The sequence below is a fragment of the Bradyrhizobium australiense genome, assembly GCF_013114825.1.
GTDB classification, from domain to species: Bacteria; Pseudomonadota; Alphaproteobacteria; order Rhizobiales; family Xanthobacteraceae; genus Bradyrhizobium; species Bradyrhizobium australiense.
Genome location: NZ_JAAVLX010000001.1, coordinates 745,980 through 772,111 on the forward strand (window position 1 = coordinate 745,980; position 26,132 = coordinate 772,111).

At 62.7% G+C, this 26,132-nt stretch carries 26 protein-coding genes; 18 read left to right on the plus strand and 8 right to left on the minus strand.

What is annotated here, in order from left to right:
- Window positions 1-115 precede the first annotated feature (115 nt).
- On the plus strand, window positions 116-790 hold the full coding sequence (locus HCN58_RS03340; RefSeq protein ID WP_171577925.1) for a spermidine synthase: 675 nt from the start codon (window positions 116-118) through the stop codon (window positions 788-790).
- 102 nt (window positions 791-892) lie between these two features.
- On the opposite strand, the gene HCN58_RS03345 is transcribed toward HCN58_RS03340, so the two are convergent.
- Window positions 893-1,807: an alpha/beta fold hydrolase gene (locus HCN58_RS03345; RefSeq protein ID WP_171577926.1), complete on the minus strand. Its 915-nt coding sequence runs from the start codon at window positions 1,805-1,807 to the stop codon at window positions 893-895.
- Window positions 1,808-1,972: 165 nt separating this feature from the next.
- On the opposite strand from HCN58_RS03345, the gene HCN58_RS03350 reads away from it, so the two are divergent.
- The 16 genes from HCN58_RS03350 to HCN58_RS03425 all read left to right on the plus strand — a co-directional run bounded on the left by HCN58_RS03350 (window position 1,973) and on the right by HCN58_RS03425 (window position 16,461).
- Window positions 1,973-2,353 carry a hypothetical protein gene (locus HCN58_RS03350; RefSeq protein ID WP_171577927.1) on the plus strand — a complete coding sequence of 127 codons (381 nt, stop codon included), beginning with the start codon at window positions 1,973-1,975 and terminating at the stop codon, window positions 2,351-2,353.
- Complete coding sequence (locus tag HCN58_RS03355) at window positions 2,350-3,432, plus strand: alpha/beta fold hydrolase (RefSeq protein ID WP_171577928.1); 1,083 nt, start codon at window positions 2,350-2,352, stop codon at window positions 3,430-3,432. The genes HCN58_RS03350 and HCN58_RS03355 overlap by 4 nt, the downstream gene beginning before the upstream one ends.
- Window positions 3,429-4,022, plus strand: coding sequence for a GNAT family N-acetyltransferase (locus HCN58_RS03360; protein WP_171577929.1), 594 nt, complete (start codon window positions 3,429-3,431; stop codon window positions 4,020-4,022). Before HCN58_RS03355 ends, HCN58_RS03360 begins: the two co-directional genes overlap by 4 nt.
- 182 nt (window positions 4,023-4,204) lie before the next feature.
- Entirely contained in the window at window positions 4,205-4,681 is a 477-nt protein-coding gene (locus HCN58_RS03365; protein WP_171577930.1) for a phasin, read from the plus strand.
- 213 nt (window positions 4,682-4,894) lie between these two features.
- A complete protein-coding gene (locus tag HCN58_RS03370) occupies window positions 4,895-6,181 on the plus strand; it encodes a DUF445 domain-containing protein (protein WP_171577931.1) in 1,287 nt (428 codons plus the stop codon).
- 183 nt (window positions 6,182-6,364) lie between these two features.
- Window positions 6,365-7,135, plus strand: coding sequence for an esterase/lipase family protein (locus tag HCN58_RS03375; RefSeq protein WP_171577932.1), 771 nt, complete (start codon window positions 6,365-6,367; stop codon window positions 7,133-7,135).
- A gap of 206 nt (window positions 7,136-7,341) precedes the next feature.
- A complete protein-coding gene (gene paaX, locus HCN58_RS03380; RefSeq protein ID WP_171578005.1) occupies window positions 7,342-8,211 on the plus strand; it encodes a phenylacetic acid degradation operon negative regulatory protein PaaX in 870 nt (289 codons plus the stop codon).
- A gap of 75 nt (window positions 8,212-8,286) precedes the next feature.
- On the plus strand, window positions 8,287-9,279 hold the full coding sequence (paaA, locus tag HCN58_RS03385; RefSeq protein WP_171577933.1) for a 1,2-phenylacetyl-CoA epoxidase subunit PaaA: 993 nt from the start codon (window positions 8,287-8,289) through the stop codon (window positions 9,277-9,279).
- An 11-nt stretch (window positions 9,280-9,290) separates the two neighbouring features.
- Window positions 9,291-9,578, plus strand: a complete 288-nt coding sequence (paaB, locus tag HCN58_RS03390; RefSeq protein ID WP_065756553.1) for a 1,2-phenylacetyl-CoA epoxidase subunit PaaB — start codon at window positions 9,291-9,293, stop codon at window positions 9,576-9,578.
- A 112-nt stretch (window positions 9,579-9,690) separates the two neighbouring features.
- Window positions 9,691-10,467: a 1,2-phenylacetyl-CoA epoxidase subunit PaaC gene (paaC, locus tag HCN58_RS03395; RefSeq protein ID WP_171577934.1), complete on the plus strand. Its 777-nt coding sequence runs from the start codon at window positions 9,691-9,693 to the stop codon at window positions 10,465-10,467.
- The gene (gene paaD / locus HCN58_RS03400) at window positions 10,461-10,964 is read left to right on the plus strand and encodes a 1,2-phenylacetyl-CoA epoxidase subunit PaaD (protein WP_171577936.1); all 504 of its coding nucleotides are present in this window, start codon (window positions 10,461-10,463) and stop codon (window positions 10,962-10,964) included. Before paaC ends, paaD begins: the two co-directional genes overlap by 7 nt.
- A 2-nt stretch (window positions 10,965-10,966) precedes the next feature.
- Entirely contained in the window at window positions 10,967-12,046 is a 1,080-nt protein-coding gene (gene paaE, locus HCN58_RS03405) for a 1,2-phenylacetyl-CoA epoxidase subunit PaaE (RefSeq protein WP_171577937.1), read from the plus strand.
- 257 nt (window positions 12,047-12,303) lie between these two features.
- Window positions 12,304-12,762 (plus strand): hydroxyphenylacetyl-CoA thioesterase PaaI, encoded by a 459-nt coding sequence (paaI, locus tag HCN58_RS03410; RefSeq protein ID WP_171577938.1) that lies wholly within the window; start codon window positions 12,304-12,306, stop codon window positions 12,760-12,762.
- A gap of 19 nt (window positions 12,763-12,781) precedes the next feature.
- Window positions 12,782-14,113 (plus strand): phenylacetate--CoA ligase PaaK, encoded by a 1,332-nt coding sequence (gene paaK, locus HCN58_RS03415; RefSeq protein WP_171577939.1) that lies wholly within the window; start codon window positions 12,782-12,784, stop codon window positions 14,111-14,113.
- Window positions 14,114-14,144: 31 nt separating this feature from the next.
- On the plus strand, window positions 14,145-15,164 hold the full coding sequence (locus HCN58_RS03420; protein WP_171577940.1) for a quinone oxidoreductase family protein: 1,020 nt from the start codon (window positions 14,145-14,147) through the stop codon (window positions 15,162-15,164).
- A 238-nt stretch (window positions 15,165-15,402) separates the two neighbouring features.
- Window positions 15,403-16,461 carry a YeeE/YedE family protein gene (locus HCN58_RS03425; RefSeq protein WP_311966761.1) on the plus strand — a complete coding sequence of 353 codons (1,059 nt, stop codon included), beginning with the start codon at window positions 15,403-15,405 and terminating at the stop codon, window positions 16,459-16,461.
- A 169-nt stretch (window positions 16,462-16,630) separates the two neighbouring features.
- Here the strand turns inward: HCN58_RS03425 and HCN58_RS03430 are convergent, their stop codons facing one another.
- From HCN58_RS03430 to HCN58_RS03450, 5 genes are all read right to left on the minus strand, one after another.
- Entirely contained in the window at window positions 16,631-17,854 is a 1,224-nt protein-coding gene (locus HCN58_RS03430) for a bifunctional alpha/beta hydrolase/OsmC family protein (RefSeq protein WP_171577941.1), read from the minus strand.
- A 20-nt stretch (window positions 17,855-17,874) separates the two neighbouring features.
- Window positions 17,875-18,540 (minus strand): sulfite oxidase-like oxidoreductase, encoded by a 666-nt coding sequence (locus HCN58_RS03435; protein WP_171577942.1) that lies wholly within the window; start codon window positions 18,538-18,540, stop codon window positions 17,875-17,877.
- A 10-nt stretch (window positions 18,541-18,550) separates the two neighbouring features.
- Complete coding sequence (locus HCN58_RS03440) at window positions 18,551-19,873, minus strand: MFS transporter (protein ID WP_171577943.1); 1,323 nt, start codon at window positions 19,871-19,873, stop codon at window positions 18,551-18,553.
- A gap of 154 nt (window positions 19,874-20,027) precedes the next feature.
- Window positions 20,028-21,431 (minus strand): amidase, encoded by a 1,404-nt coding sequence (locus tag HCN58_RS03445; RefSeq protein ID WP_171578007.1) that lies wholly within the window; start codon window positions 21,429-21,431, stop codon window positions 20,028-20,030.
- 268 nt (window positions 21,432-21,699) lie between these two features.
- Window positions 21,700-22,476: an SDR family oxidoreductase gene (locus HCN58_RS03450; RefSeq protein ID WP_171577944.1), complete on the minus strand. Its 777-nt coding sequence runs from the start codon at window positions 22,474-22,476 to the stop codon at window positions 21,700-21,702.
- A 175-nt stretch (window positions 22,477-22,651) separates the two neighbouring features.
- Here HCN58_RS03450 and HCN58_RS03455 point away from each other — a divergent pair, with 175 nt between their 5' ends.
- Window positions 22,652-23,731 carry a tartrate dehydrogenase gene (locus tag HCN58_RS03455; RefSeq protein WP_171577945.1) on the plus strand — a complete coding sequence of 360 codons (1,080 nt, stop codon included), beginning with the start codon at window positions 22,652-22,654 and terminating at the stop codon, window positions 23,729-23,731.
- Between the two features lie 162 nt (window positions 23,732-23,893).
- Here HCN58_RS03455 and HCN58_RS03460 read toward each other — a convergent pair whose 3' ends face one another.
- Entirely contained in the window at window positions 23,894-24,805 is a 912-nt protein-coding gene (locus tag HCN58_RS03460) for an NAD(P)-dependent oxidoreductase (RefSeq protein ID WP_171577946.1), read from the minus strand.
- Window positions 24,806-24,833: 28 nt separating this feature from the next.
- Window positions 24,834-26,084 (minus strand): Zn-dependent hydrolase, encoded by a 1,251-nt coding sequence (locus tag HCN58_RS03465; RefSeq protein ID WP_171577947.1) that lies wholly within the window; start codon window positions 26,082-26,084, stop codon window positions 24,834-24,836.
- Window positions 26,085-26,132: the final 48 nt, after the last annotated feature.

The window sequence follows — 26,132 nt, forward strand, 5'->3', positions numbered from 1 at the left end:
GCGGTCGTGAGGTGGCGCGCAATAACCACAGCCTCTGGGATACTGGATCGCCCCGGTCAAGTCGGGCGATGACAGTTGTCGCGCATGGACTGGCCGACCGTGCTAAAGCTTCTGCATGATTCCCTGGGAAAAGCTCGACACCACCCGCATTCCTGGCACCAGCAGCGAACTCCGCCTCATGCGCCGTGGCAAGGAGTTCTCCATCAAGCTCGGCAACAACGAGCTGATGAACAGCCGCCTATCCGGATCGGAAGCCGCGCTGGCGACGCTCGCTGCGAAGAAGATCGAGAAGGTCGCAAAGCCGCATGTGCTCATCGGCGGCCTGGGTATGGGCTTTACGCTTCGTGCCGCGCTCGCTGCGCTCGGCAATAAAGCCCAGATCGTGGTGGCGGAGCTGGTGCCGGCGGTGGTCAGTTGGGCCCGAGGCCCGATGGCAGAAATTTTTGGCGACAGCTTGGATGATTCCCGCGTGAGCATTCGAGAGACGGATGTCACCGAAATCATCCGCTCGCACCGCTCGAAGTTCGATGCCATTCTGCTCGATGTCGACAATGGACCGGAAGGGCTGACTCGCGAGGCCAATGATGCGCTCTACAACGCTGCAGGCTTGCGTGCGACGCACGCCGCACTGCGACCGGGCGGCGTCCTTGCCATATGGTCGTCAGGGCCCAATCCTGCGTTCGCAAAACGTCTTCGCAGCGCAGGCTTCGACGTCAATGAAGTCAACATCCGCGCCACTGGCAAAGGCCGCGGCGTGCGCCACGTGATCTGGATCGCGACAAAGGCTTAGCATCAGAAGCGTAGCCCGGGTGGAGCGCGGCGCAACCCGGGGCCGCTGCCAATGTTGCTCGAATCCGGGATTGCGCTGCGCGCCATCCGGGCTACGCAGGCGCTACGCCGCCTTCGCCGCGGCGCCCTGCGCGTGCTCGGCGATCGCGTTGATGATCTGCGGCCAGATCGGGACCGGCAGTGCGTGGCCCATGCCTTCGATCATCAGCAGTTTTGCGCCCGGGATCGACGCCGCGGTGTCCTTGCCGCCTTCGGGGTGCACCAGCGGATCGACGGTGCCGTGAATGACGAGCGTCGGAATTTTCAAGTGATTCAGCCGTTCCTTGCGACTGCCGGAGGCCAACACCGCCCGCAACTGCCGGCCGACGCCGTTCGGATTGAGACCACGTTCATAGGTGCGGGCGGCACGCGCCGGGTCTAGCGCCTCGTCTTCCGGGAACGAGCCGACACGCAGCACCTTCCAGGTCCTGGCGAACCGTTCGAAATATTCCTCCTTCGTCCGCGGCGGCGGTGCCATCAGCACGGCCGCAGCCTCGCGCGTTGGCGGCGGTATTTTGGGGTTGCCGGTCGTTGACATGATCGAAGTCAGCGAGCGCACCCGCTGCGGGAACGAGAGCGCGACTTCCTGGGCGATCATGCCGCCCATCGACGCGCCGACCAGATGCGCCGACTGGATGCCGAGCACGTCCATCAGGCCGACCGTATCCTTGGCCATATCGATCAGCTTGTAGGGTGCTGCCACCGGGATTCTCAGGAACCGCAGCTTTAATAGTTCGAACGGTGTCAGGCGCTTGCCGCCGGAAAGGTGCGAGGATTTGCCGATGTCGCGGTTGTCGAAACGGATGACGCGAAAGCCGCGCGCGGCGAGCTGGCGGCAGAAATCGTCTTCCCAATGGATCATCTGGGCACCGAGCCCCATGATCAAGAGCATCGGTTCCGCGGCCGGATCGCCGAAAATTTCGTAGCAAATGTCGAGGCCATTGGCGCGGGCGATCTGAGGCGGCTGATGGGCGAGCATCGCGTGTGTCATCCCTCAAGTGATATGTGGCTTCAGTAACTATGGCACGGTTTCCCGCACCGCAGAAGGCGTCGCAGTGGTTGACCGACCCGCCGCAACGGTGTGGTATGGACCAAACACAAGCGAAGCGTGGCAAGCGCTCGTAACCTTTCGGGAGAGGGCGCGATGGCCGATAAGGGCAACGATCCTGCCGTGATCTGGCAGACCATGCTTGGAGAGTTGGAAAAGGGGTTCAACTCCTTTGCCAACGAGGCAATGGCCTCGCCCGAATTCTCAAAAATGATGAACCAGGTCGGCGGCGTCACCGCAGGCGCGCAGAAGCAGCTCGGCGAGTTGATGGAGAAATACCTGCTCGCAATGAACCTGCCGAGCCGGGCGCAACTCGTCGGCATGGCCGAGCGGCTGCAGTCGATCGAGGGCCAGCTCAACGAGATCAAGACGCTGTTGCACCAGGTGCACCACAACTCGCTATCGCCGGAGAGCGGCTACGGCGCACCGCGGCCGCCGCGCACCAAGCGTCCGCCGTCGGAGGGGGAGCCAAAATGAACGCTCCTGCGGGTCTCGATCTCGCTTCCATCTCGGAGCGGGTCCAGTCCGAAGTGCAGCGCGCGATCCAGCGCAGCATCAAGGGCGTTGAATATATCGCTTCATCGGGTCCCTCGCTCGGCTCGACGCCAAAGGACATCCTGGCCGCCCGCGGCACCATGAACCTCTATCACTATCGCCCGATTGCGAATGAAATCTACCGCGTGCCGATCCTGATCGTGATGGCGACCACCAATCGGGGCTACATCCTCGACATGGTGCCCGGCCAGAGCTTCATCGAGTTTCTGCTAAAGCGCGGCTACGACGTCTACATGCTGGACTGGACCGCGCCGAAGCCGGAAGAAAAGAGCTTGCGGATGGAGGATTATGTCCTCGACTTCATCCCGGATTGCGTTCGCCGCGTGCAGCAGGATTCAGGGGAGAAAGACGTCACGGTGATAGGCTATTGCTTCGGTGGCGTGCTGTCGCTCCTCTACGGCTCGATTTTCAACGACGGGCCGATGAAGAATTTGATCTGCTTCACCACGCCGATCGATTTCCGCGAGATGAAGCTGTTCCAGAATTTTTCGGACCGCCGCTATTTCGACGTCGACCGCCTCGTCGACAGCGTCGGCAATGTGCCGCCGGAAATGATCTTGTCATCATTCGAGATGCTGCGGCCGGCCTCGCGCACCGTCAGCCAGGTGCAATTGTGGGAAAACATCTGGAACGACGAGTTCGTGAAGTCCTACCGGATGTTCGACCGCTGGGCGACCGATACGCTGCCACTGGCGGGCGAGTATTTCCGCGATATCACCAAGGACCTGATGTGGGACAACAAACTCTTTAACGGCACCATGTCAGTCGGTGGGCGCGCGGCTGACATTTCCAGGATCAAGGTGCCGATCCTGCATGCAGTCGCCGAACACGATCACATCGTGCCCTATGATGCCGCAAAACATCTGATCGCCAAGATCGGCTCGACCGACAAGGAAGAGGTGATCCTCAAGGGAGGTCACGTCAGCCTCGTCGCCGGCGCCAATGCAATCAAGCGGTTGTGGCCGAGACTGGACTCCTGGCTAGGTAAGAGATCAACATGAGCGAGACACGTTCCTATCCCCGCCACGTCAAGACCGACGCCGGCGAGATCGAATTCCGCATGATGTCCCGCGCTGACGAGGCCGCGGTGCTGGCATTTGCGCAAAAACTCCCGACCCATGATCTGCTGTTTCTGCCGCGCAATATCAGCCAGCCAAAAGTCCTGTCCGCCTGGGTCAACGAGATCGAGCGCGGCCAGATCGTAAGCCTGCTGGCAGTAAAGGCTGGGGCAGTGGTCGGCTGCGGCACGCTGGTGCGCGACCCGCATTCCTGGTCGCCCCATGTCGGCGAGATCCGGATGGTGGTGTCGCTGGATGTCCGCGGACAGGGGGTCGGCCGGGCACTGTCGCAGGAGACATTTGCGCTAGCGCTGGGCGCCGGGCTGGAAAAGCTCTCGGTCCAGATGACGGTCGACCAGCAGGCGGCAATCGCCCTGTTCGAGAGCCTCGGCTTTCGGGCCGAGGCCCTGTTGCGGGACCATGTTCGGGACGTCGACGGCAAAAAACACGACATCATCGTGCTCGGGCACAATGTGGCGCAGGTTCGGGCACAGATGGAAGCGTACGGGCTCCCTGGGGCCGTCCAGCACTGATCAGGGGAACCTTTCCGCCGGTTCCCGGGCAGATCGCCCAATAAAAAGGTCGATCACGATTTCGTGATGCCGCGATGCAACAGATATATTGCATTGCACCATTAACTATGGCACAACACGCGTGCCCCGGGCCAATCCGGACGGGGTGAGCCCATAGCTCAAACCGAGGATGGAGAGACCCAATGACCACCGAAACCAATTCCGTGCTGAATACCGTCAAGGAAGCCTTTGCGCCCGTCACCGAGGCGTTCACAAAGCTCCAGAACCTGGAAGTTCCGGAAGCCGCCCGTGAGTTCGTGAAGAAGCAGACCGAGACCGCGAAGGAGCGCGCCGCCGACCTCTACGCCGGTTCGGAGAAGGCGACCGCTGCGATCGAGACCGCCGTTGCCGGTTCGGTTACTGAAGCCGCCAAGATCAGCCGCAACATCCAGCAGGCGCTCTATCAGGACGCGGAAGCGTTCTTCGCCGGCATCGACAAGCTCGCTTCGGCCAAGTCGCTGAGCGAAGCCGCCCAGATCCAGTCGGACTTGGTCCGTGCGCGCGGCGAAGTGCTCGTCACGCGGGCGAAGGCCACCACCGAATATCTCGGCAAGCTCGTCGCCGACAGCGCCAAGACCGCGCAGGACAACTTCGCCAAGGTCTATTCCAAGACCGCCTGATCGCGATCTGCCTGACAACTGCCGTTTCGAAGGCCCGCTTTGGCGGGCCTTCTTTTTGTCGGGCGTCTTTCATAAGTCAGTCCTGAACCCTCATGGTGAGGAGGCGCCCTTGCGCCGTCTCGAACCATGAGGCCACGATGGGGCCTGACCCTTCGAGACGCGGCGAAGACGCCGCTCCTCAAGATGAGGGTCGTCGTCCATCCGAAAGCCGTCATGACGCTTCCCGCCACCTTCGTCATCGACACCCCCGGCGATGCCATCCGCGCCGCCGAATTGCGGCGCGTGAAGTGGCTGGCAACGTCGGTGCTGGTGGTGACGTTTGCGATCTTCCTCGCAGCAAGAGCGCTGTTACCGCTGCATCCGGTCTTCGGCTTCATCGCAGCTTTTGCCGAAGCAGCCACCATCGGCGGCCTCGCCGACTGGTATGCCGTGGTGGCACTGTTCAAGCGGCCTTTGGGACTGCCGATCCCGCACACCGCGATCATCCAGGGCAACCAGCACCGCATCGCCGACAAGCTTGGCGAATTCATCGAGAAGCATTTCCTTGAGGCCGCCCCGGTCGAGGCGAAACTGCGGCAGATCGATTTCGGCTCCTTCATCGCCGACTGGCTGCGCGACCGCAAGCGCAGCGAGGATCTCGCGCGCTTTGCGCTACGGCTGTTGCCCGAAGCGGTCGCGGCGACGGAGACCTCCGGACTAATGACCTTCGTCAGCCGCCGCATCACGGCGCAATTGATGGCGGTCGATCTGGCGCCGCTCGCGGCCGGAACGCTGCGCGCTTTCGTGGAGGAGGGGCGGCATTCAGGCCTGCTCGATGATATCTTGCGCGCGGTGCATCAGACCATGACGCAGGCCGAGACCATGGCGATGATCCGCGAAAAGATCCGCGCCGAATTGCCGACCCTGTTGAAACTCTATCGCGCCGACAAATTTCTGGTGAACAAGATCGTCGCGTCGGCGACCGCCTTCTTCGAGGAAGTCCGCAACGATCCCAAACATCCGTTCCGCGGCGAGTTCGATCGCATGGTGCTGACCTTTGTCGATCGCCTCGGCACAGATCCAACTTACGCTGAGCGCATCGATGGGTTGAAGCGCGATCTGTTGGCCCGGCCCGAATTGACCAGCCTCGCGCGTCACATCTGGGAGAACACGCGGACGTTCTTCGAGCGTAGTGCGTCAGGTGAGACCCAGGTGTTGGAGCAATATCTGGTGCGCATGTTCGTGAAGGCAGGCGAGGCGCTGGCCGGCGATGCCGAGTTGCGCGCCGAAATCAACCAGGGGCTCGTGGCCGTGCTGCGAACGGTCGTTGCCGAACAGAAGAGCGGCGTTTCGATTTTCATCTCCGACCAGGTCAAGGCGTGGGACATGGGGCAGTTGATCTCGCTGATCGAAATCAACATCGGCCGCGACCTGCAATACATCCGCTTCAACGGATCGCTGATCGGCGGGCTTGCAGGATTGGCGCTCTACACACTCGAATATCTGCTGCGGCTGTTGTGACCAATTAATCACGTCAACGCTTTTAGTTATTACAGGTGTGACCTGCACCGCTTGCAAGGGGAAAGCCGGTTCCCTAGCTTTTATGGAACCATATTGCAGTGCCGAACGATTCTACCATTAGCGTCTAGCTGAACCAGTGGCCGGCTTCCGCAACCTAAGGGGCCGAGCCCGAGAGGAGATGTGATGTCCGTTGCTGCGCAGACGCTTTCGCCGCCGTCCAGAACCCTGATGCTTCTGGAGGGGCGTGCCATTCACGAGCTCGGCGCGTTTCTCGGCGCTTTGCCGCTGCTCAGCCTGGCGCCACGCGGCGACGGTCATCCGGTGCTGGTGTTGCCCGGCCTTGTTGCGTCCGACACCTCGACGCGACCGCTGCGCAGCTTCCTGCGCACGCGCGGCTATGCCGTCAGCGGCTGGCGCCAGGGCCGTAATCTCGGACTGCGCCACGGTGTGCAGAACGCGATGGTCGATCTGGTGCAGGAGTTGAACGACGCGCACGGCCGCAAGGTCTCGCTGGTCGGCTGGAGCCTCGGTGGCCTTTACGCACGGCAGCTTGCCAAGATGATGCCGGAGCGTGTGCGCTCGGTGATCACGCTCGGCAGCCCGTTTGCGTCGGGACCGAAAGCGACGAACGCCTGGCGCGTCTACGAAATGGCGAGCGGCCGCCGCGCCGACGAGGAGGACGCCCGCTTCGGCGGCGCGCTGGCTGCCACGCCGCCGGTGCCGACCACTGCAATCTTCAGCCGCACCGACGGTGTCTGCGCCTGGCAGGGCTGTATGGAGAAAACGTCAGCGACGTCAGAAAGCATCGAGGTCGAGAGCAGCCATTGCGGCATGGGCCATCATCCGGCGGTGGTCTATGCGGTTGCCGATCGTCTGGCGCAGCCGGAAGGCGAATGGTCGCCGTTCGATCGAAGCGGCTGGCGCAGCCTGGTTTATCCGAACCCGCATCGCTGAGCGCGCCGCCGCGCGCGCTCTTAGCCTCGCCGCACCTGCGGGGAGAGGCCGGTGCGAAGCGCCGGATGAGGGGACTTTCCGCGCACTCAATTCCATCGAATTTGCGGAAGCAGCCCCTCACCCTAACCCTCTCCCCGTGAAGGACGGGGAGAGGGAAAGGTCACCGACATTGTCGCTCTCCCGCAAAACGCGCTATGCCTTGCCGTATGCCGCCGCCGCTTGCCCGCATCATCCAGCAGTTGAAGCGCGAACCATCGCGCACCGGCTCGATCGTTATCACCGTATTCGGCGATGCCATCGTGCCGCGTGGCGGTTCGGTCTGGCTTGGCACGCTGCTCGAATTTTTCGAGCAACTCGACATCGACGCCAGCGTGGTGCGCACCGCGATGTCGCGGCTGACGGCCGACGGCTGGTTCGAGCGCGTTAAAGTGGGCCGCAACAGTTTCTATCGTCTGGTTCGGGGCGAGCGGCAGACTTTTGATATCGCGACCAGGCACATCTACGGCCCGCCGGCCTCGGACTGGACCGGACGGTTTGAACTGCTGCTGATCGGCAATGGCGGAGACCGCGACGCCGCGCGCGAGGCCCTGAAGAATGCAGGCTTCGGCAGTCCGTTGCCCGGCGTGTGGGTCGCGCCGTCGGGCGTGCCGGTGCCGGCGGAAGCCGGCGGCGCCATTCGCCTCGAAGTATCCGCCGAAGACGATAGCGGGCGGCGTTTGCTCAGCGAAAGCTGGCCACTCGATCGCACCGCCGACGCCTACCAGAAGTTCATGAAAACCTTCGAGCCGCTGCACGGCTGGCTCGGCCGCGGCGAGCGGCTGACCGAGGCCGACGCCTTCACCGCACGGATCCTCTTGATCCACCATTACCGTCGTGTCGTGCTGCGTGACCCCCTGCTGCCGACCGCGCTTCTGCCTGCGGACTGGCCGGGCAGGGCCGCTCGAGCGGTCTGCGGCGAGATCTACCGGGCGATACTTCCCGCGTCGGAACAATGGCTTGATCGCCACGCGACCAATGAAAGCGGACCCCTGCCAAAGCCCGGCGCGGAACTTTCGAGGCGGTTTGACGGGTTGTAGATATGTTACAGAAATATATTGCATATCGCGATTTGTGTTATATATTTCCTCCCAACAAATCCTGGGAGGTCCGCCATGTACACGCAGGCGCTCAATACGTCCGAGGGCGACGACCGCCACATTGAGGACGCCGCGCGGGCTGCGCAGTTTCAGGCGCGCATCGATGCCGACGAGCGGATCGAGCCCAACGACTGGATGCCGGCCGCCTACCGCAAGACGCTGACGCGGCAGATTTCCCAGCACGCGCATTCCGAAATCGTCGGCATGCTGCCCGAAGGCAACTGGATCACCCGCGCGCCGTCGCTGCGCCGCAAGGCCGCGCTGCTGGCGAAGGTGCAGGACGAATGCGGCCACGGCCTCTATCTCTACGCCGCCGCCGAGACGCTCGGCTCCTCACGCGAAGAGTTGGTCGACCTGATGCTGGCCGGAAAGGCAAAATATTCCTCGATCTTCAATTACCCGACGCTGACCTGGGCCGACATCGGCACCATCGGCTGGCTGGTCGATGGCGCGGCGATCATGAATCAGATTCCGCTGTGCCGCTGCTCCTACGGTCCCTATGCGCGCGCGATGATCCGCGTCTGCAAGGAGGAATCGTTCCACCAGCGCCAGGGCTTTGAGATCATGCTGACACTGTGCCGCGGCACCGACGAGCAGAAGGCGATGGCGCAGGACGCGCTGAATCGCTGGTGGTGGCCGGTCTTGATGATGTTCGGTCCGCCCGACCAGGCCAGCCAGCACAGCGACACTTCGACCAAGTGGAAGATCAAGCGCTTCTCCAATGACGAGCTGCGGCAGAAGTTCGTCGATGCCACCGTACCGCAGGCGCAATTCCTGGGGCTTACGGTTCCCGATCCCGGCATGAAACAAAATGAAGCCGGCAACTGGGAATACAGCGCGATCGACTGGGTAGAGTTCAAGCAGGTGCTGGCCGGCAACGGACCGTGTAACCGCGATCGTCTAGCGGCGCGGCGCAAGGCGCATGAGGACGGCGCCTGGGTGCGCGAGGCCGCGATGGCCTATGCGGAGAAGCGTAGGCAGCGGTCGGCCTTGCAGGCGGCCGAGTAGGGAGAAGCGCAATGGCAACGCCGAACATTCCGCTCTGGGAAGTCTTCATCCGCAGCCGCAACGGACTGGCGCACAAGCATGTCGGCTCGCTGCATGCCACCGACGCGACGCTGGCGCTGCAGGCCGCGCGCGACATTTATACCCGCCGCGGCGAGGGCCTTTCGATTTGGGTGGTGCCGTCGAACGCGATCACCGCGTCCGATCCGTCCGAGAAGGGCATGATGTTCGAACCGGCGGAATCCAAGATCTATCGGCACCCGACGTTTTACGACGTGCCCGAGGAAGTCGGGCATATGTAGTCTTTCCGTCATTGCGAGCGAAGCGAAGCAATCCATCGCGCCGCAAAGTAAGTCTGGATTGCTTCGTCGCTTTCGCTCCTTGCAATCACGACCAAAGAAGCAGGTTACTGATATGGCCGCAGCCAACATCACCGTCTCCGAAACACCGCTGGTGCTCTATACCCTGCGCCGCGCCGACGATGCGCTGATTCTGGGGCACCGGCTGTCGGAATGGTGCGGTCATGCGCCCATGCTGGAAGAGGACATGGCGCTGGCCAATATGGGCCTCGACCTGCTCGGCCAGGCGCGCGAACTCTATTCTTATGCGGCGAAGGTGGAGGGCGGGCGCAACGACGAGGACAAGTTCGCTTATCTCCGCGACGTCAGGCAGTACCGCAATCTCCTGCTCTTGGAGCAGCCGAACGGCGACTTTGCCCGCACGACGGTGCGGCAGTTCTTCTATGCGGCCTTCGCCGATCTCTATTGGCGCGCGATGATGCGCTCCAGCGATCCGACGCTTTCGGCAATCGCGGCCAAATCGGAAAAGGAAAGCGCCTATCACGTGCGACATTCCTCGGAATGGCTCATCCGCCTGGGCGACGGCACCGAGGAAAGCCACCGCCGTGCGCAAGCCGCCATCGACGAACTCTGGGCTTTTACCGGCGAGATGTTTTCGGTCGACGACAGCGAGCGCGGCCTGATCGACGCCGGCATCGCGATTGATCCGGCGCCGCTGCGTCCGCAATGGCTGAATACGATCAGCAGCGTCGTGAGCGAGGCGACGCTCGCTTTACCTGATAACGACTGGATGCAGCAGGGCGGCCGCAGCGGTCGGCACAGCGAGCATCTCGGCCATCTGCTCAGCGAGTTGCAGTCGATACAACGGAGCTTTCCGGGGGCGACATGGTAACCGCGGTCCTCAGCGATGCCGATCTGCGCTGGCGTGCCTGGGAGGCAGCGTCGCAGGTGGTCGATCCCGAAATACCCGTACTCACCATCGCCGATCTCGGCGTGCTGCGCGACGTTCAGGTTCGCGATGGCCGCGTCGAGGTCGCGATTACACCCACTTACTCTGGCTGCCCCGCGATGAACATGATCGAGCTCGAAATTGAGCTGGCGCTGGAGCGCGCCGGCATTGCGCGCCCGACCATCCGCACCGTGCTGTCGCCACCCTGGACCACGGACTGGATGAGCGAGGACGGCCGCAACAAGCTCAGGGCATACGGCATCGCGCCTCCGCAGGCCTCGAGCTCTCGCCGTGCGTTGTTCGGTGAGCAGCAGGTGGCATGCCCACAATGCGGTTCCGGGGATACCGAGTTGCTTTCCGAATTCGGCTCGACCTCCTGCAAGGCGCTGTGGCGCTGCAAAGCCTGCCGCGAACCGTTCGATTATTTCAAGTGTCATTGATCATGTCGCTTACGCCCCGGTTTCACCGTCTTGCCGTCAGCGATCTCCGCCGCGAGGCAGCCGATGCTGTATCGATGTCATTTGCGATCCCGAAGGAGTTGGAAGGCGACTACCGCTTTACGCCGGGGCAATACCTCACTTTGCGCACCACGATGGACGGCGAGGAAGTGCGCCGTTCCTATTCGATCTGCTCCGGGCCTGATGATGGCGAGCTGCGCATCGCGGTGAAGAAGGTTGATGGCGGCGCGTTCTCGAACTGGGCCGCGGAAGAATTAAAGACCGGCGACGAACTCGAGGTTATGACGCCGACTGGCCGTTTCGGGATCGCCCACGCGCCGGATCAAGCCCGGGTCTATGTCGGCTTCGCCGCGGGAAGCGGCATCACGCCGATCCTGTCGATCATCAAGGGCGTGCTGGCGCGCGAGCCAAATAGTCGCTTCTTCCTGTTTTACGGCAACCGCACCACGTCAAGCATGCTGTTCCTCGAAGAGCTGGAGGAACTGAAAGACCGCTTCATGCAGCGGCTGTCGCTGTTCCACGTCATCTCGGGCGAGGAGCAGGACATCCCGATCCTGCACGGCCGGCTCGATGGCGCGAAAGTGCGTGTGCTGCTGCGCTCGCTGGTGCCGGCCGCACAGGTCGACCACGTCTTCATCTGTGGTCCCGCCAGGATGAGCGAGGACATCGAGGCAACCTGCCGCGAGATCGGTATTGCCGAGGATCGCATTCACGTGGAGCGATTTGTTTCGGAGTTCGGCGGCAAGCCGCGTCCAAAGAAAGTCGTCACGGCGTCCGCGCCGCCCAAGGCGATGGCGTCGCTGATCATCGACGGCAAGCGCCGCGAAGTTCCGGTTGCCGAGGGCGAGGCCATCCTCGACGCCGCCCTGCGCGCCGGCATGGATTTGCCGTTCGCCTGCAAGGGCGGCATGTGCTCGACCTGCCGCGCCAAGCTGGTCGAGGGCGAGGCGCAAATGGAAGTCAATTATTCGCTGGAGCCGTGGGAGCTGAAGGCAGGATTCATCCTGACCTGCCAGGCGCGGCCGTGTTCGGACAAGGTCGTGGTGGATTATGACCATGTGTGACCACAACGTCATTCCGCGATGGTCCGCAGGACGAGGCCCGGAATCTCGAGATTCCCTGGTGCGCAATTGCGCACCAGGGTTCGCGCTGCGCGCGCCCCGGAATGACGGAAGCAGTTGGATCAAGGTTTCGCGGGATCGTTGACACCTCAGGTGCTTCGTCCCCAGACTGACCGATTACGTCACGAGGCCTGATAACAGGCCCGTGCGCATAAGGGAGAGAACGTCGTGGATCCGTCTCGCAGCTCGGGCAACCCGCTATGAACGTCGCGCTGTCGCCCGACGAGATCGCCCGCGCCTGCGCGGATGCGATGTGGAAGGAAGACGACGCCAGCAAGGGCCTCGGCATGAAAATTGTCGAGGTCAGGCCAGGGCAGGCAACGCTGACGATGACGGTTGAGCCGCATATGGTCAACGGCCAGCGCATCGCCCATGGCGGCTTCATTTTCCTGCTGGCCGATTCAACTTTCGCCTTTGCCTGCAACTCGCACAACGAGCGCGCGGTCGCCGCGCAATGCGACATCGCCTTCATCCGTCCGGGTAAGCTCGGCGACGTGCTGGTTGCGACCGCGCGCGAAGTTTCGCGCAACGGCCGCTCCGGGATCTACGACGTTCGAGTCACATCAGGCGATGTCGTGATTGCCGAGTTCCGCGGTCACTCCCGCACCATCGCCGGGACGTGGCTGCCGAGCACGGTCAACGAGGCCACACAAGAATAGCAAGCAAGGGGAACGCGCCATGGCCATGGCAAGATTGAAATCGAGCGGAAGCGGTTACAGCGCTGAATTGGATGAGGCCGAGCGCGCCTCGCGCGACGAGATCATGGCGTTGCAGACCAAACGCCTCGCCTGGTCGCTCCAGCACGCCTACGACAATGTCGCGCATTACCAGAAGGCGTTCGATTCGGCCGGTGTGCATCCGTCCGATTTCAAACAACTCTCCGATCTCGCGAAATTCCCGTTCACAGTAAAAACCGATCTGCGCGACAATTACCCCTTCAACATGTTCGCCGTGCCACGCGAAAAGCTGGTCCGCGTTCACGCCTCCTCGGGCACAACCGGTAAGCCGATCGTGGTCGGCTACACCCAAGACGACATCGACATCTGGTCGGAGGTGATGGCGCGATCGATCCGCGCCGCCGGCGGGCGCAGCGGGATGATCATCCACAATGCTTATGGCTACGGCCTGTTCACCGGCGGGCTCGGCGTGCATTACGGCGCCGAGAAATTAGGTTGCACGGTGGTGCCAGTCTCCGGCGGCATGACCGAGCGGCAGGTCCAACTGATCAACGATTTTAAGCCCGACATCATCACGGTGACGCCGAGCTACATGCTGGCCATTCTCGACGAGTTCAAACGGCAAGGCCTCGACCCGCGCAAATCGTCGTTGAAGTTCGGCATCTTCGGCGCCGAGCCCTGGACCAATGCGATGCGCGCCGAGATCGAGCAGGCGTTCGACATGGATGCGACCGATATCTACGGGCTGTCGGAAGTGATCGGCCCCGGCGTGGCGCAGGAGTGCGTGGAGACCAAGGACGGCCTGCACATCTGGGAGGATCATTTCTATCCCGAGGTGATCGATCCGGAGACCGGCGCGGTACTGCCCGACGGCGAGAGGGGCGAGCTGGTCTTCACCTCGCTGACCAAGCAAGCTTTTCCGATCATCCGGTACCGTACCCGCGACCTGACGCGGCTGTTGCCGGGCACCGCGCGGCCCGGCATGCGGCGCATGGAGAAGGTCACCGGCCGCTCTGACGACATGATCATCCTGCGCGGTGTCAATGTGTTCCCGACGCAGATCGAGGAAGCGTTGCTTGCGACCGACTGGTGCGGCGGCCATTTCGTCATCGAACTGACGCGCGAAGGGCGCATGGACGAGATGACCGTGCTCGCCGAAGCCCGTCCCGAAAGCTGGGACGGCAGCGGGCTGCTCGCGCATGCCGAAAAGGTCGCGCTCTTCATCAAGAACACCATCGGCATCACCGCGCGCATCAAGGCGGTGGCCCCTGACACGCTGGAACGTTCGCTCGGCAAGGCGAAACGTGTTTACGACAAGCGGCCGAAAGGGTAACTCCTGCTCAGAAGCCGAGCGGGAATCCCTGATGTCAGTCGCCGAAAATCCCGAAGTTCGACCTGCCACGGTGCAGGCCCGCTGCGTCCGCCTGCCGGCGAAAGTCGCCGACGCTGCTTCGCTCGCGCCCGTGATCGAGACGCGCCCGCTGTCGCGTGGCGACAACGATCTGCTGATCGAAATTAAGGCCGCCGCCGTCAACCCATCCGACGTGAAAGCCGCCACCGGGTTGATGCCCTATGCCGTCTTTCCGCGCACGCCCGGCCGCGACTATGCTGGCGTTGTCATCGATGGCCCGCAGGATTGGATCGGGGGCGAGGTGTTCGGCTCGTCGGGCGATCTCGGTATTCGTCGCGATGGCACCCACGCCACGCATCTCGTGGTCGAAGCCGACGCCGTGGTGGAGAAGCCCAAAACCATTTCATGGGAAGAGGCCGCCGGCATCGGCGTGCCCTTCGTCACTGCGATGGAAGGCTTGCGCCGCGCCGGTATTCCGAAGAGTGCCGAGACCGTGCTGGTCATGGGCGTCAACGGCAAGGTCGGGCAGGCGGCGGTGCAGATCGCGAGCTGGTATGGCGCGCGCGTGATCGGCGTCGTGCGCAAGAGCGAGCCCTACGAAGGCCACACCAACTCAACGGTAGAGGTCATCGACGCTTCCGCGACCGATGTCGCCGCGCGCGTGCGCGAACTCACCGGCGGCAAGGGCGCCGATATCGTGTTCAACACGGTCGGCGATCCCTATTTCCAGGCCGCGCATCAATCGCTCGGCTTGCGCGGGCGGCAGATCCTGATCGCCGCGGTCGACCGCATCGTGCCGTTCAATATCCTGGAATTCTATCGCGGCCAGCACACCTATGTCGGCATCGACACCCTCGGCCTGTCATCGAACGCGACCGGCGCGGTGCTCCGGGAACTCAGCCCCGGCTTTGCCAGTGGGCATCTCAAGCCGTTCGCGATCAAGCCGGCCGCGATCTATCCGCTGGAACAGGCTCGCGCTGCCTTCATCGCGGTCGCCGGCTCATCGCGAGATAGGGTAATCCTGCGGCCGTGAAAACAGGCATTCGCTGGAAGCGCGGGATCCTTCCATTTTTTCATGGAGAATAAATCTTCCCCACTCCAGTCGGGCGCAACTGTTTTATTCCGCCACCATCAACCTCGGCGGTCGATTCATTCTATGTACGGTTGGGCCGTGGACGCATCCAGGTTTTCAACATATTAGCAACTGCTGAAATGGCTTCCTATTTGAGCGGTAACGGCTGGATCGGCCGCGAGGGGACAGGGAAACACCAGTGCTGGACAGTGCCACTATCGTCGTCATCAGCGGACTGCTGATCGGTTTCGTCTATGGATCAGTGGGCTTGTTGAGCGGGTTTTGCCTGCTCAGCAGTCTCAGAGGTTTTTGGTCGGAAGGCGACGGCCGGCTGGTGCGCACTTATGCGCTGGCGATCGGCGTCGCGGTTGCCATGACGCAGTTGCTGGCCGCGGGCGGGCTCGTCGATATCGGCAAGTCGATTTATCTGCAGCCTTCATTTTCCGCGCCGGTGATGTTCTTCGGCGGGCTGTTGTTCGGCTATGGCATGGTGCTGTCGAACGGCTGCGGCTCGCGCGCTCTGGTGCTGCTCGGCCGCGGCAATCTCCGTTCATTCGTGGTGGTGGTCGTGCTGGCGATCTTCGCCCAGATGACGCTGAAAGGCCTGATCGCCCCGTCGCGCATCGCAATGGTCGGGGCGTCTCAGACAACGACGACCGCGAACTCGGTACCGGCCGTGCTCGCCGGCGCGGGCTTGAGTGCGACAGCCGCGCGCATGCTGGCCGCCTCGATTATCTCCGCCGCGCTGATCATCTTTGCTTTTGCGCATCCGGTGTTCCGGCGATCGCCGGGCCAGATCGCCGCGGGTCTCGTGATCGGCCTGCTGGTGGCTGCCGGCTGGTTCGCCACCGGCTATCTCGGCGCCGACGATTTTAACCCTGTGCCGGTAACCTCGCTTACCTTTATCGCGCCGATCGCCGACGCCCTGCAATATGTCATGCTGTCGACGGGCTCGAGCCTCAATTTCGGCATCGTCACGGTGTTCGGCGTGTTCGCCGGCAGTCTCGTGACGGCGCTGTTGACCGGACGCTTTCAGCTCGAAGGCTACCAGTCGCCGCGCCACATGCTGCGCTCGGGCGGCGGTGCGGCGCTGATGGGCATCGGCGGCGTCATGGCGTTCGGCTGCTCGATCGGGCAGGGGCTGACCGGATTTTCCACACTGGCGCTCGCTTCGCTGATTGCCTTCGCCGGTATCCTCGTCGGCACCGCCGCCGGTCTGCGCGGCGCACTGCGGGTTCGGCCACTGGCCGCGGCTTAGAAGGTCGTTTCGACAGCCGGGCTTTCACCCTTCGAGACGCATCGCTTCGCGATGCTCTTTCGGAATAAGCGCAATTGCGCTTATTCCAGAGATGAGGTCGTCTATCCCCTCAAGGTGAGGAGCGCAGCGAAGCTGCGCGTCTTAAACCATGCGGCCCATCGCCGGTCCGCTACTCCGCAGCCCTCGTCACGATCCGGATTTCCGACGTGAGCGTCCGGTGCACCGGGCACTTGTCGGCAATCTCCATCAGACGCGCGCGCTGATCGGCGTCGAGCGCGCCTTCAATCGAGATCACCCGGTCGATCTGATCCAGCATGCCCTCCCGCGTCTCGCATTCGGCGCAATCCTTTGCGTGAATCTTGCTGTGGTTCAGCGTCACGGTGACGCGGTCCAGCGGCAGCGATTTGCGGTCGGCATACATCCGCATCGTCATGGACGTGCAGGCGCCAAGGCCTGCGAGCAGGAAATCATACGGCCCGGGCCCGCTATCCTGGCCGCCGACGGCGACGGGTTCATCCGCCACCATCGGATGAGGACCTGCGGTGACGATCTGCTGGAATTTGCTGTTGCGGGTTTCGCGCACCACGACGTGGCGCGGCGCCGCGCTGGCGGCAGAAACAGGCTGCGCTGCGGAGGACTCGATGTAGCGCTCGGCCCAGGCAGCGATGACGCCGGCGACATAGGCGCCGTCGCGCTTGCCGCTCAAAAGATGATCGGAGCCCGACAGCGAGACAAAGCTCTTGGGATGTTTGGCGGCGGCGAAAATCTTCGTGGCATTGTCGATGCCGACCGTGTCGTCGGTCGGCGAATGCATGACCAAAAGCGCCTTGTGAAGTTTTGCGATGTGCGCCGCCAGACTGTGTTCGGCGATGTCGTCGAGGAATTCGCGTTTGATGTGAAACGGCCGCCCGGCAAGCTGGACCTCGACCTCGCCGTGCGTGCGGATGTGCTCGATACTGTCCTTGAAGAGATGCGTGACATGCACGGGATCGGAAGGCGCGGCAATTGTGACGACCGCCTTTGCTTCCGGGATCTGCCCCGCGGCGGCAAGGATCGCTGCGCCGCCGAGACTATGGCCGATCAGCAGTGTGGGCGGCCTTAGGGTTTCGCGCAGATGCGCGGCCGCGCGGACGAGGTCGGCGACGTTCGAGGAGAAGGTCGAGTTGGCGAATTCGCCTTCGCTGGAGCCGAGGCCGGTAAAGTCGAAGCGCAACACCGCGATGCCTTTTGCGGCGAGCGCCGTTGCAATGCGTTTCGCGGCCAGCACGTCCTTGCCACAGGTGAAGCAATGCGCGAACAGGGCGTAGGCTTGCACCGGTCCATCCGGCATATCGAGGGCAGCGGCAAGCTGATGGCCGCCTTCGCCGGTGAATTGAAAGCGTTCGTTCGGCACGGCTGTTCCCCCGGTTTGCGCTAGTCGCCTGAATATCGCTGCTCAGCCCACGGGTCACCGCGGTTGTGATAGCCGCGGACTTCCCAATAGCCCGGCTTATCCTTTGCGAGAAACTCGATGCTTTGCAGCCACTTCGCGCTTTTCCAGAAATAGAGATGCGGCACCACGAGCCGCACCGGGCCGCCATGCTCCTGCTCCAGCGGGTCGCCGGACCAGCTATGGGCAAGCAGCGCGTCCTCGGCCGCGAAATCCTCCAGCGGCAGGTTGGTGGTGTAGCCGTCATGGGAATGCAGCACCACGAACCGCGCTTCCTCGCGCGGCCGGCAAACATCGAGGAGATCGCGGGTCGCCATCCCCTCCCATTGATTGTCGTAGCGCGACCAGGTGGTGACGCAATGAATGTCGGACTCGAATTGGCTCTGCGGCTGCGCGGAAAACTGCGCAAAATCCCAGAACAATGGATTCTCCACCGCGCCATAGACGTCGAGGCGCCAGCGCTCGCGCGGGATGTTCGGGGTCAACCCGAGATCGAGCGTCGGCCAATCCCTGGTCAGATGCTGGCCCGGCGGCAGACGCGCTTTCTCAGGCCGCGAGATCTTGCCGGTGAGGAATTTGCCCTCGCGCGCCCAGCGCTCCTTGCTGCGCGTCAACTTGCTTTCCGGCGGTGGCTCATTCTCGTCAGCCATATCTGAACAGTCACTCGTGGCGATGCATTGCGGACGCATGTTTGGTGTCGCGCATCGTCGCATAGATGACGAGCGAGAGGAAGATCATGCCGCTGAGATAATAATAGAACCAGTCCTCATGCCCCAAGGTCTTGAAGTAGAGCGCAACCGCGGGGGCGGTGCCGCCGAACAGCGATACCGTAATGGCGTAGGGCAGGCCGACGCCGAGTGCGCGGACGTTGGTCGGGAATAATTCGGCCTTCACCACCGCGTTGATCGAGGTATAGCCGGCAACGAAGAGCCAGGCGGCGCAGATCAAAAGGAAAGCCGTAAAGGGCGACGTGGCTTGCTTCAGCGTGGTCAGGATTGGAACGGTTGCCAGCGTACCGGCCAGCCCAAAGAAAATCAGCAGCGGCTTTCGGCCGATGCGGTCGGAAAGCCCGCCATAGATCGGCTGCAACAGGGTCGCGAAGACCAGCGAGCCGAAGATCACGAAGGTGGTCTGGTCCTCTGTGAGGCCAACGGACAGCTTGACGAAGGTCTGCATGTAAGTGGTGAAAGTATAGAACGCCGCGGTGCCGCCGGCGGTGAGGCCGACCACCAGCAACAGTTCGCGCGGATATTTCAACAGGCCGCGGATCGAGCCCGTCGGCTTTATCACCTTCCTGGCTTCTTCGAACGCCTCCGTCTCATGCAGATTACGCCGCATCACGGCGGCAAAGATCGCGAGCAGGGCGCCGATCACGAACGGGATCCGCCATCCCCATTCCTTCAACTGTTCGGGCGTCAAGAATACCTTTTGCAGCAGCAACAGCACCATGATCGCGGTGAGCTGGCCGCCGATCAGGGTGACATACTGAAAGCTTGAATAGAATCCACGATGGTTGGGATCGGCTACCTCGGTGAGATAGGTTGCGCTGGCGCCGTATTCGCCGCCGAGGCTCAGGCCTTCGATGATGCGCGCGAGCGCCAGGATGGCGGGGGCGGCGATGCCGATCGTGGCATAGGTCGGCGTCACCGCGATGATCAACGAGCCAAAACACATGCAGACGACAGAAAGCGTCAGCGACAGCCGTCTGCCATAGCGGTCGGCGATGAAGCCGAACAGCCAGCCGCCAAGCGGCCGCATCAGGAAGGTCGCGGCGAACAGCACGGCCGCATTGAGTTGCTGCACCACCGGATCGCTGTTCGGAAAGAACGCCGGAGCGAAATACAGTGCAAATGCCGTGTAAGCGTAGAAGTCGTACCATTCGACGAGATTGCCGACCGAGCCGATGAAGATCGCCTTGACCCGCCGCTCCACGTCCTTGATGTCGAAGTGATCGTCCGCGGGTTTGATGGCTTGATCGGTCATGACCGGACTCCAAGGGAGGCGATGTACGATCCCTTGAGAGCGGATCAGCTCGCCGTTCAGAACCAAAGGTAACGGCGATGCCCGCGCGGAGTTCCCGGACTTGAACCGGAGCACCGGCGGTGAGAGACTGCGGCGCTGTCCTGTCGAATCTGAATTATTTGGGTGCCTTGGGATCGATCGGTGTTGTGCCGCGCACGCCCAGAATATCCTCGAGCACCTTGGCTCCGGCGAGCAGCCGCGCCTCACCGCGCGGCGGTGCGACCACCTGCAGCCCGACCGGAAGGCCCGATTCGGTAAAACCGCAGGGCAGCGACAGCGCCGGACAGCACACCAGCGTGATTGCGTAGACGATGCCGAGCCATTCGACGTAATTGTCGAACTTCTTGCCGCCGCATTCGGCGACATAGCGGTGCTCGACCGGGAAGGGCGGCACGATCGTCGCAGGCGCGAGCAACAGATCGTATTTTTCGAAAAATTCCAGCGTGCGCGCGGTCATCGCGACGCGCTGCGCCTCGGCGCGCTCGATCTGTTCGACCGTCAGCTTGAGGCCTGCCTCGATATTCCAGATCACTTCGGGCTTGAGCAGATCGCGTTTTGATCGCAGCAGCGCCGCCTTGGAGAGCGCAAAATCGAAGGCGCGCAGCACGTGGAAGCATTCATGGGCCTCGCGCAAGTCGGGATGGGCTTCCTCGACGATGACACCTAGCTCCACGAAGCGCTGCGCTGCCTTGCGGGTGACAGCGGCGACTTCGGGATCGACCGGCGTGATTCCGAGATCGGGCGAATAGGCGACACGCTTCGGCTTGTTGCCGGAACGAGCGGCTGCGAGAAACGAGGTCGGCAGCGCCGGCAGCGACAGCGGATCGGCGGGGTGCTCGCCGCTCATGACATCGAGCAGCAGCGCCACGTCTTCGATATTGCGTGCCATCGGGCCCTGGACGCCGAGATTGCGATCGATTGCGGCGATCGGGGTATGTGCGACGCGGCCGATGCTCGGGCGTAGGCCGACAATACCGCAGAAGCTCGCGGGGTTGCGCAAGCTACCGCCCATGTCGGAGCCGTGCGCCAGCCATGCGGTGCCGGTCGCGAGCGCGACCGCCGCGCCACCCGAAGAACCTGCGGCGGAGCGCGACGTATCCCAGGGATTGCGCGTCGGGCCGAACACTTCGTTGAAGGTGTTGGCGCCGGCGCCGAATTCCGGCGTGTTCGACTTGGCGTAGATCACCCCGCCATTATTCTCGAGATGCTCGACGAGGATGTCCGACTTGGTGGGGATCGCATCCTTATAGATCGGCGAGCCCTGCGTGGTCAGGACGCCCGCCACGGCGGTGAGATCCTTGATCGGAATCGGAAGGCCGGCGAGCAGGCCGCGCTCGGCGACCGGCTTTTTCATCAGCGAAGTGGCGTGCTTGCGGGCGCGATCGAAGCACTGCGTCGGCAGTGCGTTGACCTTGCCGTCCACCTCGGCGATGCGCTTTTCCAGCACGTCCAGCAGATCAAGGGGAGTGACTTCGCCCGATTTCAGCTTGCCGACGATGGCAACCGCCGTCTCACGCATCAGCCCCTGATCAGCCACTTCGCTATCTCCGTTTCCGTTTCTTCGCCGCAGATGGTGCTGTAGAACATTTTCCGGCAAAGTGGAAACACATGGAAGTTGTGGCCGACCGGAGATAGCGCATGGCCGGCCTAAGCCGTCATTGCGAGCAAAGCGAAGCAATCCATCGCTCCGCAAAAGGAAAGAATGGATTGCTTCGTCGCGGAGCCTGTCATCGGGCGCGCATTCGCGGATCCTCGCAATGACGGTGGCGGCTGATCGCTGACGTATCCTAGCCCCACCCCGACGTATGCCCCCCATCCACCGTAAAAATCACACCCGACGTATACCCCGACCTATCAGACGCCAGAAACGCCATGAGGTCGCCGATCTCGCGCGCGTGCGCGGGGCGGCCGAGCGGAAGGCTCTTCTGGAATTCCTTGTAGCGGCTTTCATCGCCGAACTGGTTCTTTGCCCGCGTCTTCAACAGCGTGACGTGACGCTCGGTGCCGACAGGGCCGGGATTGATGCCGACCACGCGGATGTTGTCGGCGAGGCTTTTTCCCCCGAGCGCGCGGGTGAATGCCATCAGCGCAGCGTTGCCGGCGCTGCCGCAGATGTAATTGGCGTCGAACTTTTCACCGGCAGCTCCAATGTCGTTGACGATAACGCCGTGCCCTCGCGCCTTCATCTGGGCGTAGATGGAGCGGGTGAGGTTGATGTAGCCGAACACCTTCAGTTCCCAGGCATGCCGCCAGGCCGCCTCGTCGATCTTTTCGATCGAGCCGCCGGGGATATCGCCGGCATTGTTGACGAGGATGTCGATATCAGCGGCTTCTTCGGCGAGCCTTGCGATGTCCTCGCCCTTGCGCAAATCCACGACATGGGCGCTAGCGCCGATCTGGTGTGCCGAGCGCAGCCGCTCGGCCAGCGCTTCCAACTGCTCGCCGTTGCGGGCGGCCAGCATGACGTCGCAGCCCTCTTCGGCAAAGGCTTCGGCCGCAGCCGCGCCAATGCCCTTGGAGGCGCCGGTGATCAGAACGCGCTTGCCGCGCAGATGCAGGTCCATGGAATTCTCGTGTGGTGAGAGGAGGGTGGAAGACGGTCAGCGAAATTGGTAAGCGGCAGGCGCCGTCTCGGTCAACATTGCAGTGCAGCGTTGCGCGGCAGGCAGAGTTGGTCCATTGCAAGCCGATCAAATAACCGGCATTAGCGGCCGGGCTAAGACAACAAGGAAACTCTCGATGAGCAGCGCCAAAAAGCAGTATCGGATCGCGGTCATTCCCGGTGACGGCATCGGCAAGGAAGTGATCCCGGAGGGGCTGCGCGTGCTCGAGGCGGCGGCGAAAAAGCACGGCGTCGCCGTGCATTTCGATCATTTCGACTTCGCCTCCTGGGACTATTACGAAAAGCACGGCGAGATGATGCCGGAGGACTGGAAGGCGAAAATCGGCAAGCATGATGCGATCTATTTCGGCGCGGTCGGCTGGCCGGCGAAAATCCCCGATCACATCTCCCTGTGGGGCTCGCTGATCAAGTTTCGCCGCGAGTTCGACCAGTACGTCAACCTGCGCCCGGTGCGGCTGATGCCCGGCGTGCCGTCGCCGCTCGCCAACCGCAAGCCCGGCGATATCGATTTCTGGGTGGTGCGCGAGAATACCGAAGGCGAGTATTCCTCCGTCGGCGGCCGCATGTTCCCCGATACCGACCGAGAATTCGTCACGCAACAGACCGTGATGACGCGCACCGGCGTCGACCGCATCCTGAAATTCGCGTTCGATCTGGCGCAGTCGCGCCCGAAGAAGCACCTGACGTCGGCGACCAAGTCGAACGGCATCTCGATCACCATGCCCTATTGGGATGAGCGCGTGGAAGCGATGGCGCAGAAGTATCCTGCTGTGAAGTGGGACAAGTACCACATCGACATTCTCACCGCGAACTTCGTGCTGCATCCCGACTGGTTCGACGTGGTGGTCGGTTCCAACCTGTTCGGCGACATCCTCTCCGACCTCGGCCCGGCCTGCACCGGCACGATCGGCATCGCACCCTCGGGGAACATCAATCCGGAAGGCAATTTTCCGTCCGTGTTCGAGCCGGTGCACGGCTCGGCGCCAGATATCGCTGGCCAAGGCATCGCCAACCCGATCGGCATGATCTGGTCGGGTGCGATGATGCTGGAGCATCTCGGCGAGAAGCAGGCCGCAGCTTCAATCGTCGGCGCCATCGAGCGCACGCTCGGCGAACGCACGTTGCGCACGCGGGATCTCGGCGGCAATGCCGACACGGTGGCCTGCGGCAAGGCAGTGGCGGAGATGGTGGATTAGCATTCATTGCTGTCGTCCCTGCGAACGCATGCGAACGCAGGGACCCATAACCACAGCCGTTCGCTATTCGTATCGGCTCTGGCTCCAACCCGGCGCGATATAACCATCGGCGGCTGTCGGTTCCCGGGGCGCGCTTCGCTCGCCCGAGACGACGGAGAGGGGTCACCCCCTCACAATCCTTCGGCAATGCTCCCACGCCGCGCGCATCAAATTCTCGCTCGCTTCCGGCGTGCGGAACGCCGAATGCGCCGACAGCGTCACATTCGGCAGCTTGGTCAGCGGATGATCCGCCGGCAATGGCTCGACGTTAAAGACGTCGAGCCCGGCATGGCGGATCTGGCCGGATTTCAGCGCGTCGATCATCGCCTCTTCCTCGACGATCGCGCCGCGCGCGGTATTGACGAGGATGACGCCGGGTTTCATCGCCTCGATGCAGGCGCGCGAGATCAGACCGCGCGTCTCGTCGTTCAAAAGCAGGTGGATCGAAACCACGTCGCTCTCGGTCAAGAGTTCGTCGAGATCGACGAACTCGACCTTCGGAAATTTCTTCGGCGACCGGTTCCAGGCGATGACGCGCATGCCCGAGCCGATCGCGATCCGGGCGACTTCTGCGGCAATGCCGCCGAAACCGATCAGGCCGAGCGTCTTGCCGGTCAGTTGCATGCCGTCATCGCGCAGCCAGTTGCCGGCGCGGATGCCGCGATCCATCTTGGCAAGGCCGCGCGCGCCTTCCCACATCAGCGCAACAGCGCATTCCGCGACCGCCGTGTCGCCATAGCCCTTGATCAGGTGCACGGCGATACCGAGTTCAGCGAGCTCTTCCGGATTCATGTAGCTGCGTGCGCCGGTGCCGAGAAACACCACGTGCTTCAGCCCCGTGCATTTCTTCGCAATTTCGGTCGGCAGGGTCGTGTGGTCGACGATCGCAATCTCGGCGCCGTCGAGTATCTTGGGATATTGATCCGAAGTGATATCGGGATTCCGGTGTATCAGCACCTCGGGATCGCCGGGCTTCTGGAGCCGCTCAAAGATCACGGCCAGCGATTCATTGGCGTCGACAAAAACTCCGCGCACGGCATTCCCCCCGTTTCTTGTTTTGATATCAGGACGCGACGCCGGCCAGAGCCAGCACGGTATGCATCAGTACGTTGGCGCCCGCCGCGCAATCGGCTTGCGTCGCGTCCTCCAGCTCGTTGTGGCTGATACCGTCCTTGCAGGGTACGAACACCATGGCGGCAGGCATCACGGTGTTGAGGTTGCAGGCATCATGCCCGGCGCCGGAGGTGATGCGGCGATGCGAATAGCCGAGCATATTTGCGGCGTTCTCCACCGCATCCACCAGCTTGGGATCGAAATGGGTCGGCGGCTTGCGCCAGATCAGATCGAACTGGACCTTGACCTTGCGTCGCGCCGCGATCTCGGCGATGGCAGCGCGCAAATCCTTATCCAGCGCGTCCATGATGGCGGCATCCGCGCTGCGGCAATCCACGGTGAAGGCGATCTCGCCTGGAATGACGTTGCGCGAGGGATTGGCGATCACGGCCTCGCCGATGGTGCCGACCGCCTTCGGGCCGTGCTTCTTCGCGATTGCTTCCATCGCCAGCACGATTTCCGACAGCGTCGCCAGCGCGTCGCGGCGTAGCGGCATCGGCGTCGAACCGGCATGGCTCTCGAAACCGGTGATCTTGCCGTCGTACCACAACACGCCCTGACCGGAATCGACCACGCCGATGGTCTTGTTCTCGGCCTCCAGTATCGGCCCCTGTTCGATGTGCAGCTCGACGAAACCTGAAAATTTCTGCGTTCCGACCGCGGTCTGGCCGCGATAGCCGATGCTGTCGAGCGCCTGCGCCACCGTGATGCCCTCGGCATCCTTGCGCGACAAAATGTCGTCGGTGGTGAAATCGCCGACGTAGGCGGCGGAAGCCATCATCGCCGGCGCAAACCGCGAGCCTTCCTCGTTGGTCCAGTTGCAGATGCAGATCGGCGTCTCGGTTTCGATGCCGGCATCGTTGAGTGTACGCACCACTTCCAGCGCCGCCAGCGTGCCGAGCACGCCGTCGTATTTGCCGCCGGTCGGCTGGGTGTCGAGATGCGAGCCGAGCCCAACCGGCAGTTTCGACATGTCGCGTCCCTTGCGCAGGCCAAACATCGAGCCCAGCGCATCGACATGCACTTCCAGCCCCGCGGCCTCGCAGGCGTTCCGGAACCAGTCGCGCACCTGCTTGTCCTCAGGCCCGAGCGTCAACCGGCGCACGCCGCCCTTGGGCGTCGCGCCGAATTTGGCGGTTTCGTGGATCGTGCCCCAAAGCCGGGCGGAATCGATTTGCAGGTTGGAGCCGATCTTGGTCATGCATCATTCCGGAATCAGGTGGACGGGCACTTGTCGCTCTTGTTCGAA

What these genes read in the sequence shown, in the direction of transcription:
- HCN58_RS03340 (WP_171577925.1), top strand. Translation starts at nt 116, where the DNA reads ATGATTCCCTGGGAAAAGCTCGACACCACCCGCATTCCTGGCACCAGC.
- HCN58_RS03345 (WP_171577926.1), bottom strand. Translation starts at nt 1,807, where the DNA reads ATGCTCGCCCATCAGCCGCCTCAGATCGCCCGCGCCAATGGCCTCGAC.
- HCN58_RS03350 (WP_171577927.1), top strand. Translation starts at nt 1,973, where the DNA reads ATGGCCGATAAGGGCAACGATCCTGCCGTGATCTGGCAGACCATGCTT.
- HCN58_RS03355 (WP_171577928.1), top strand. Translation starts at nt 2,350, where the DNA reads ATGAACGCTCCTGCGGGTCTCGATCTCGCTTCCATCTCGGAGCGGGTC.
- HCN58_RS03360 (WP_171577929.1), top strand. Translation starts at nt 3,429, where the DNA reads ATGAGCGAGACACGTTCCTATCCCCGCCACGTCAAGACCGACGCCGGC.
- HCN58_RS03365 (WP_171577930.1), top strand. Translation starts at nt 4,205, where the DNA reads ATGACCACCGAAACCAATTCCGTGCTGAATACCGTCAAGGAAGCCTTT.
- HCN58_RS03370 (WP_171577931.1), top strand. Translation starts at nt 4,895, where the DNA reads ATGACGCTTCCCGCCACCTTCGTCATCGACACCCCCGGCGATGCCATC.
- HCN58_RS03375 (WP_171577932.1), top strand. Translation starts at nt 6,365, where the DNA reads ATGTCCGTTGCTGCGCAGACGCTTTCGCCGCCGTCCAGAACCCTGATG.
- paaX (WP_171578005.1), top strand. Translation starts at nt 7,342, where the DNA reads ATGCCGCCGCCGCTTGCCCGCATCATCCAGCAGTTGAAGCGCGAACCA.
- paaA (WP_171577933.1), top strand. Translation starts at nt 8,287, where the DNA reads ATGTACACGCAGGCGCTCAATACGTCCGAGGGCGACGACCGCCACATT.
- paaB (WP_065756553.1), top strand. Translation starts at nt 9,291, where the DNA reads ATGGCAACGCCGAACATTCCGCTCTGGGAAGTCTTCATCCGCAGCCGC.
- paaC (WP_171577934.1), top strand. Translation starts at nt 9,691, where the DNA reads ATGGCCGCAGCCAACATCACCGTCTCCGAAACACCGCTGGTGCTCTAT.
- paaD (WP_171577936.1), top strand. Translation starts at nt 10,461, where the DNA reads ATGGTAACCGCGGTCCTCAGCGATGCCGATCTGCGCTGGCGTGCCTGG.
- paaE (WP_171577937.1), top strand. Translation starts at nt 10,967, where the DNA reads ATGTCGCTTACGCCCCGGTTTCACCGTCTTGCCGTCAGCGATCTCCGC.
- paaI (WP_171577938.1), top strand. Translation starts at nt 12,304, where the DNA reads ATGAACGTCGCGCTGTCGCCCGACGAGATCGCCCGCGCCTGCGCGGAT.
- paaK (WP_171577939.1), top strand. Translation starts at nt 12,782, where the DNA reads ATGGCCATGGCAAGATTGAAATCGAGCGGAAGCGGTTACAGCGCTGAA.
- HCN58_RS03420 (WP_171577940.1), top strand. Translation starts at nt 14,145, where the DNA reads ATGTCAGTCGCCGAAAATCCCGAAGTTCGACCTGCCACGGTGCAGGCC.
- HCN58_RS03435 (WP_171577942.1), bottom strand. Translation starts at nt 18,540, where the DNA reads ATGGCTGACGAGAATGAGCCACCGCCGGAAAGCAAGTTGACGCGCAGC.
- HCN58_RS03440 (WP_171577943.1), bottom strand. Translation starts at nt 19,873, where the DNA reads ATGACCGATCAAGCCATCAAACCCGCGGACGATCACTTCGACATCAAG.
- HCN58_RS03445 (WP_171578007.1), bottom strand. Translation starts at nt 21,431, where the DNA reads ATGCGTGAGACGGCGGTTGCCATCGTCGGCAAGCTGAAATCGGGCGAA.
- HCN58_RS03450 (WP_171577944.1), bottom strand. Translation starts at nt 22,476, where the DNA reads ATGGACCTGCATCTGCGCGGCAAGCGCGTTCTGATCACCGGCGCCTCC.
- HCN58_RS03455 (WP_171577945.1), top strand. Translation starts at nt 22,652, where the DNA reads ATGAGCAGCGCCAAAAAGCAGTATCGGATCGCGGTCATTCCCGGTGAC.
- HCN58_RS03465 (WP_171577947.1), bottom strand. Translation starts at nt 26,084, where the DNA reads ATGACCAAGATCGGCTCCAACCTGCAAATCGATTCCGCCCGGCTTTGG.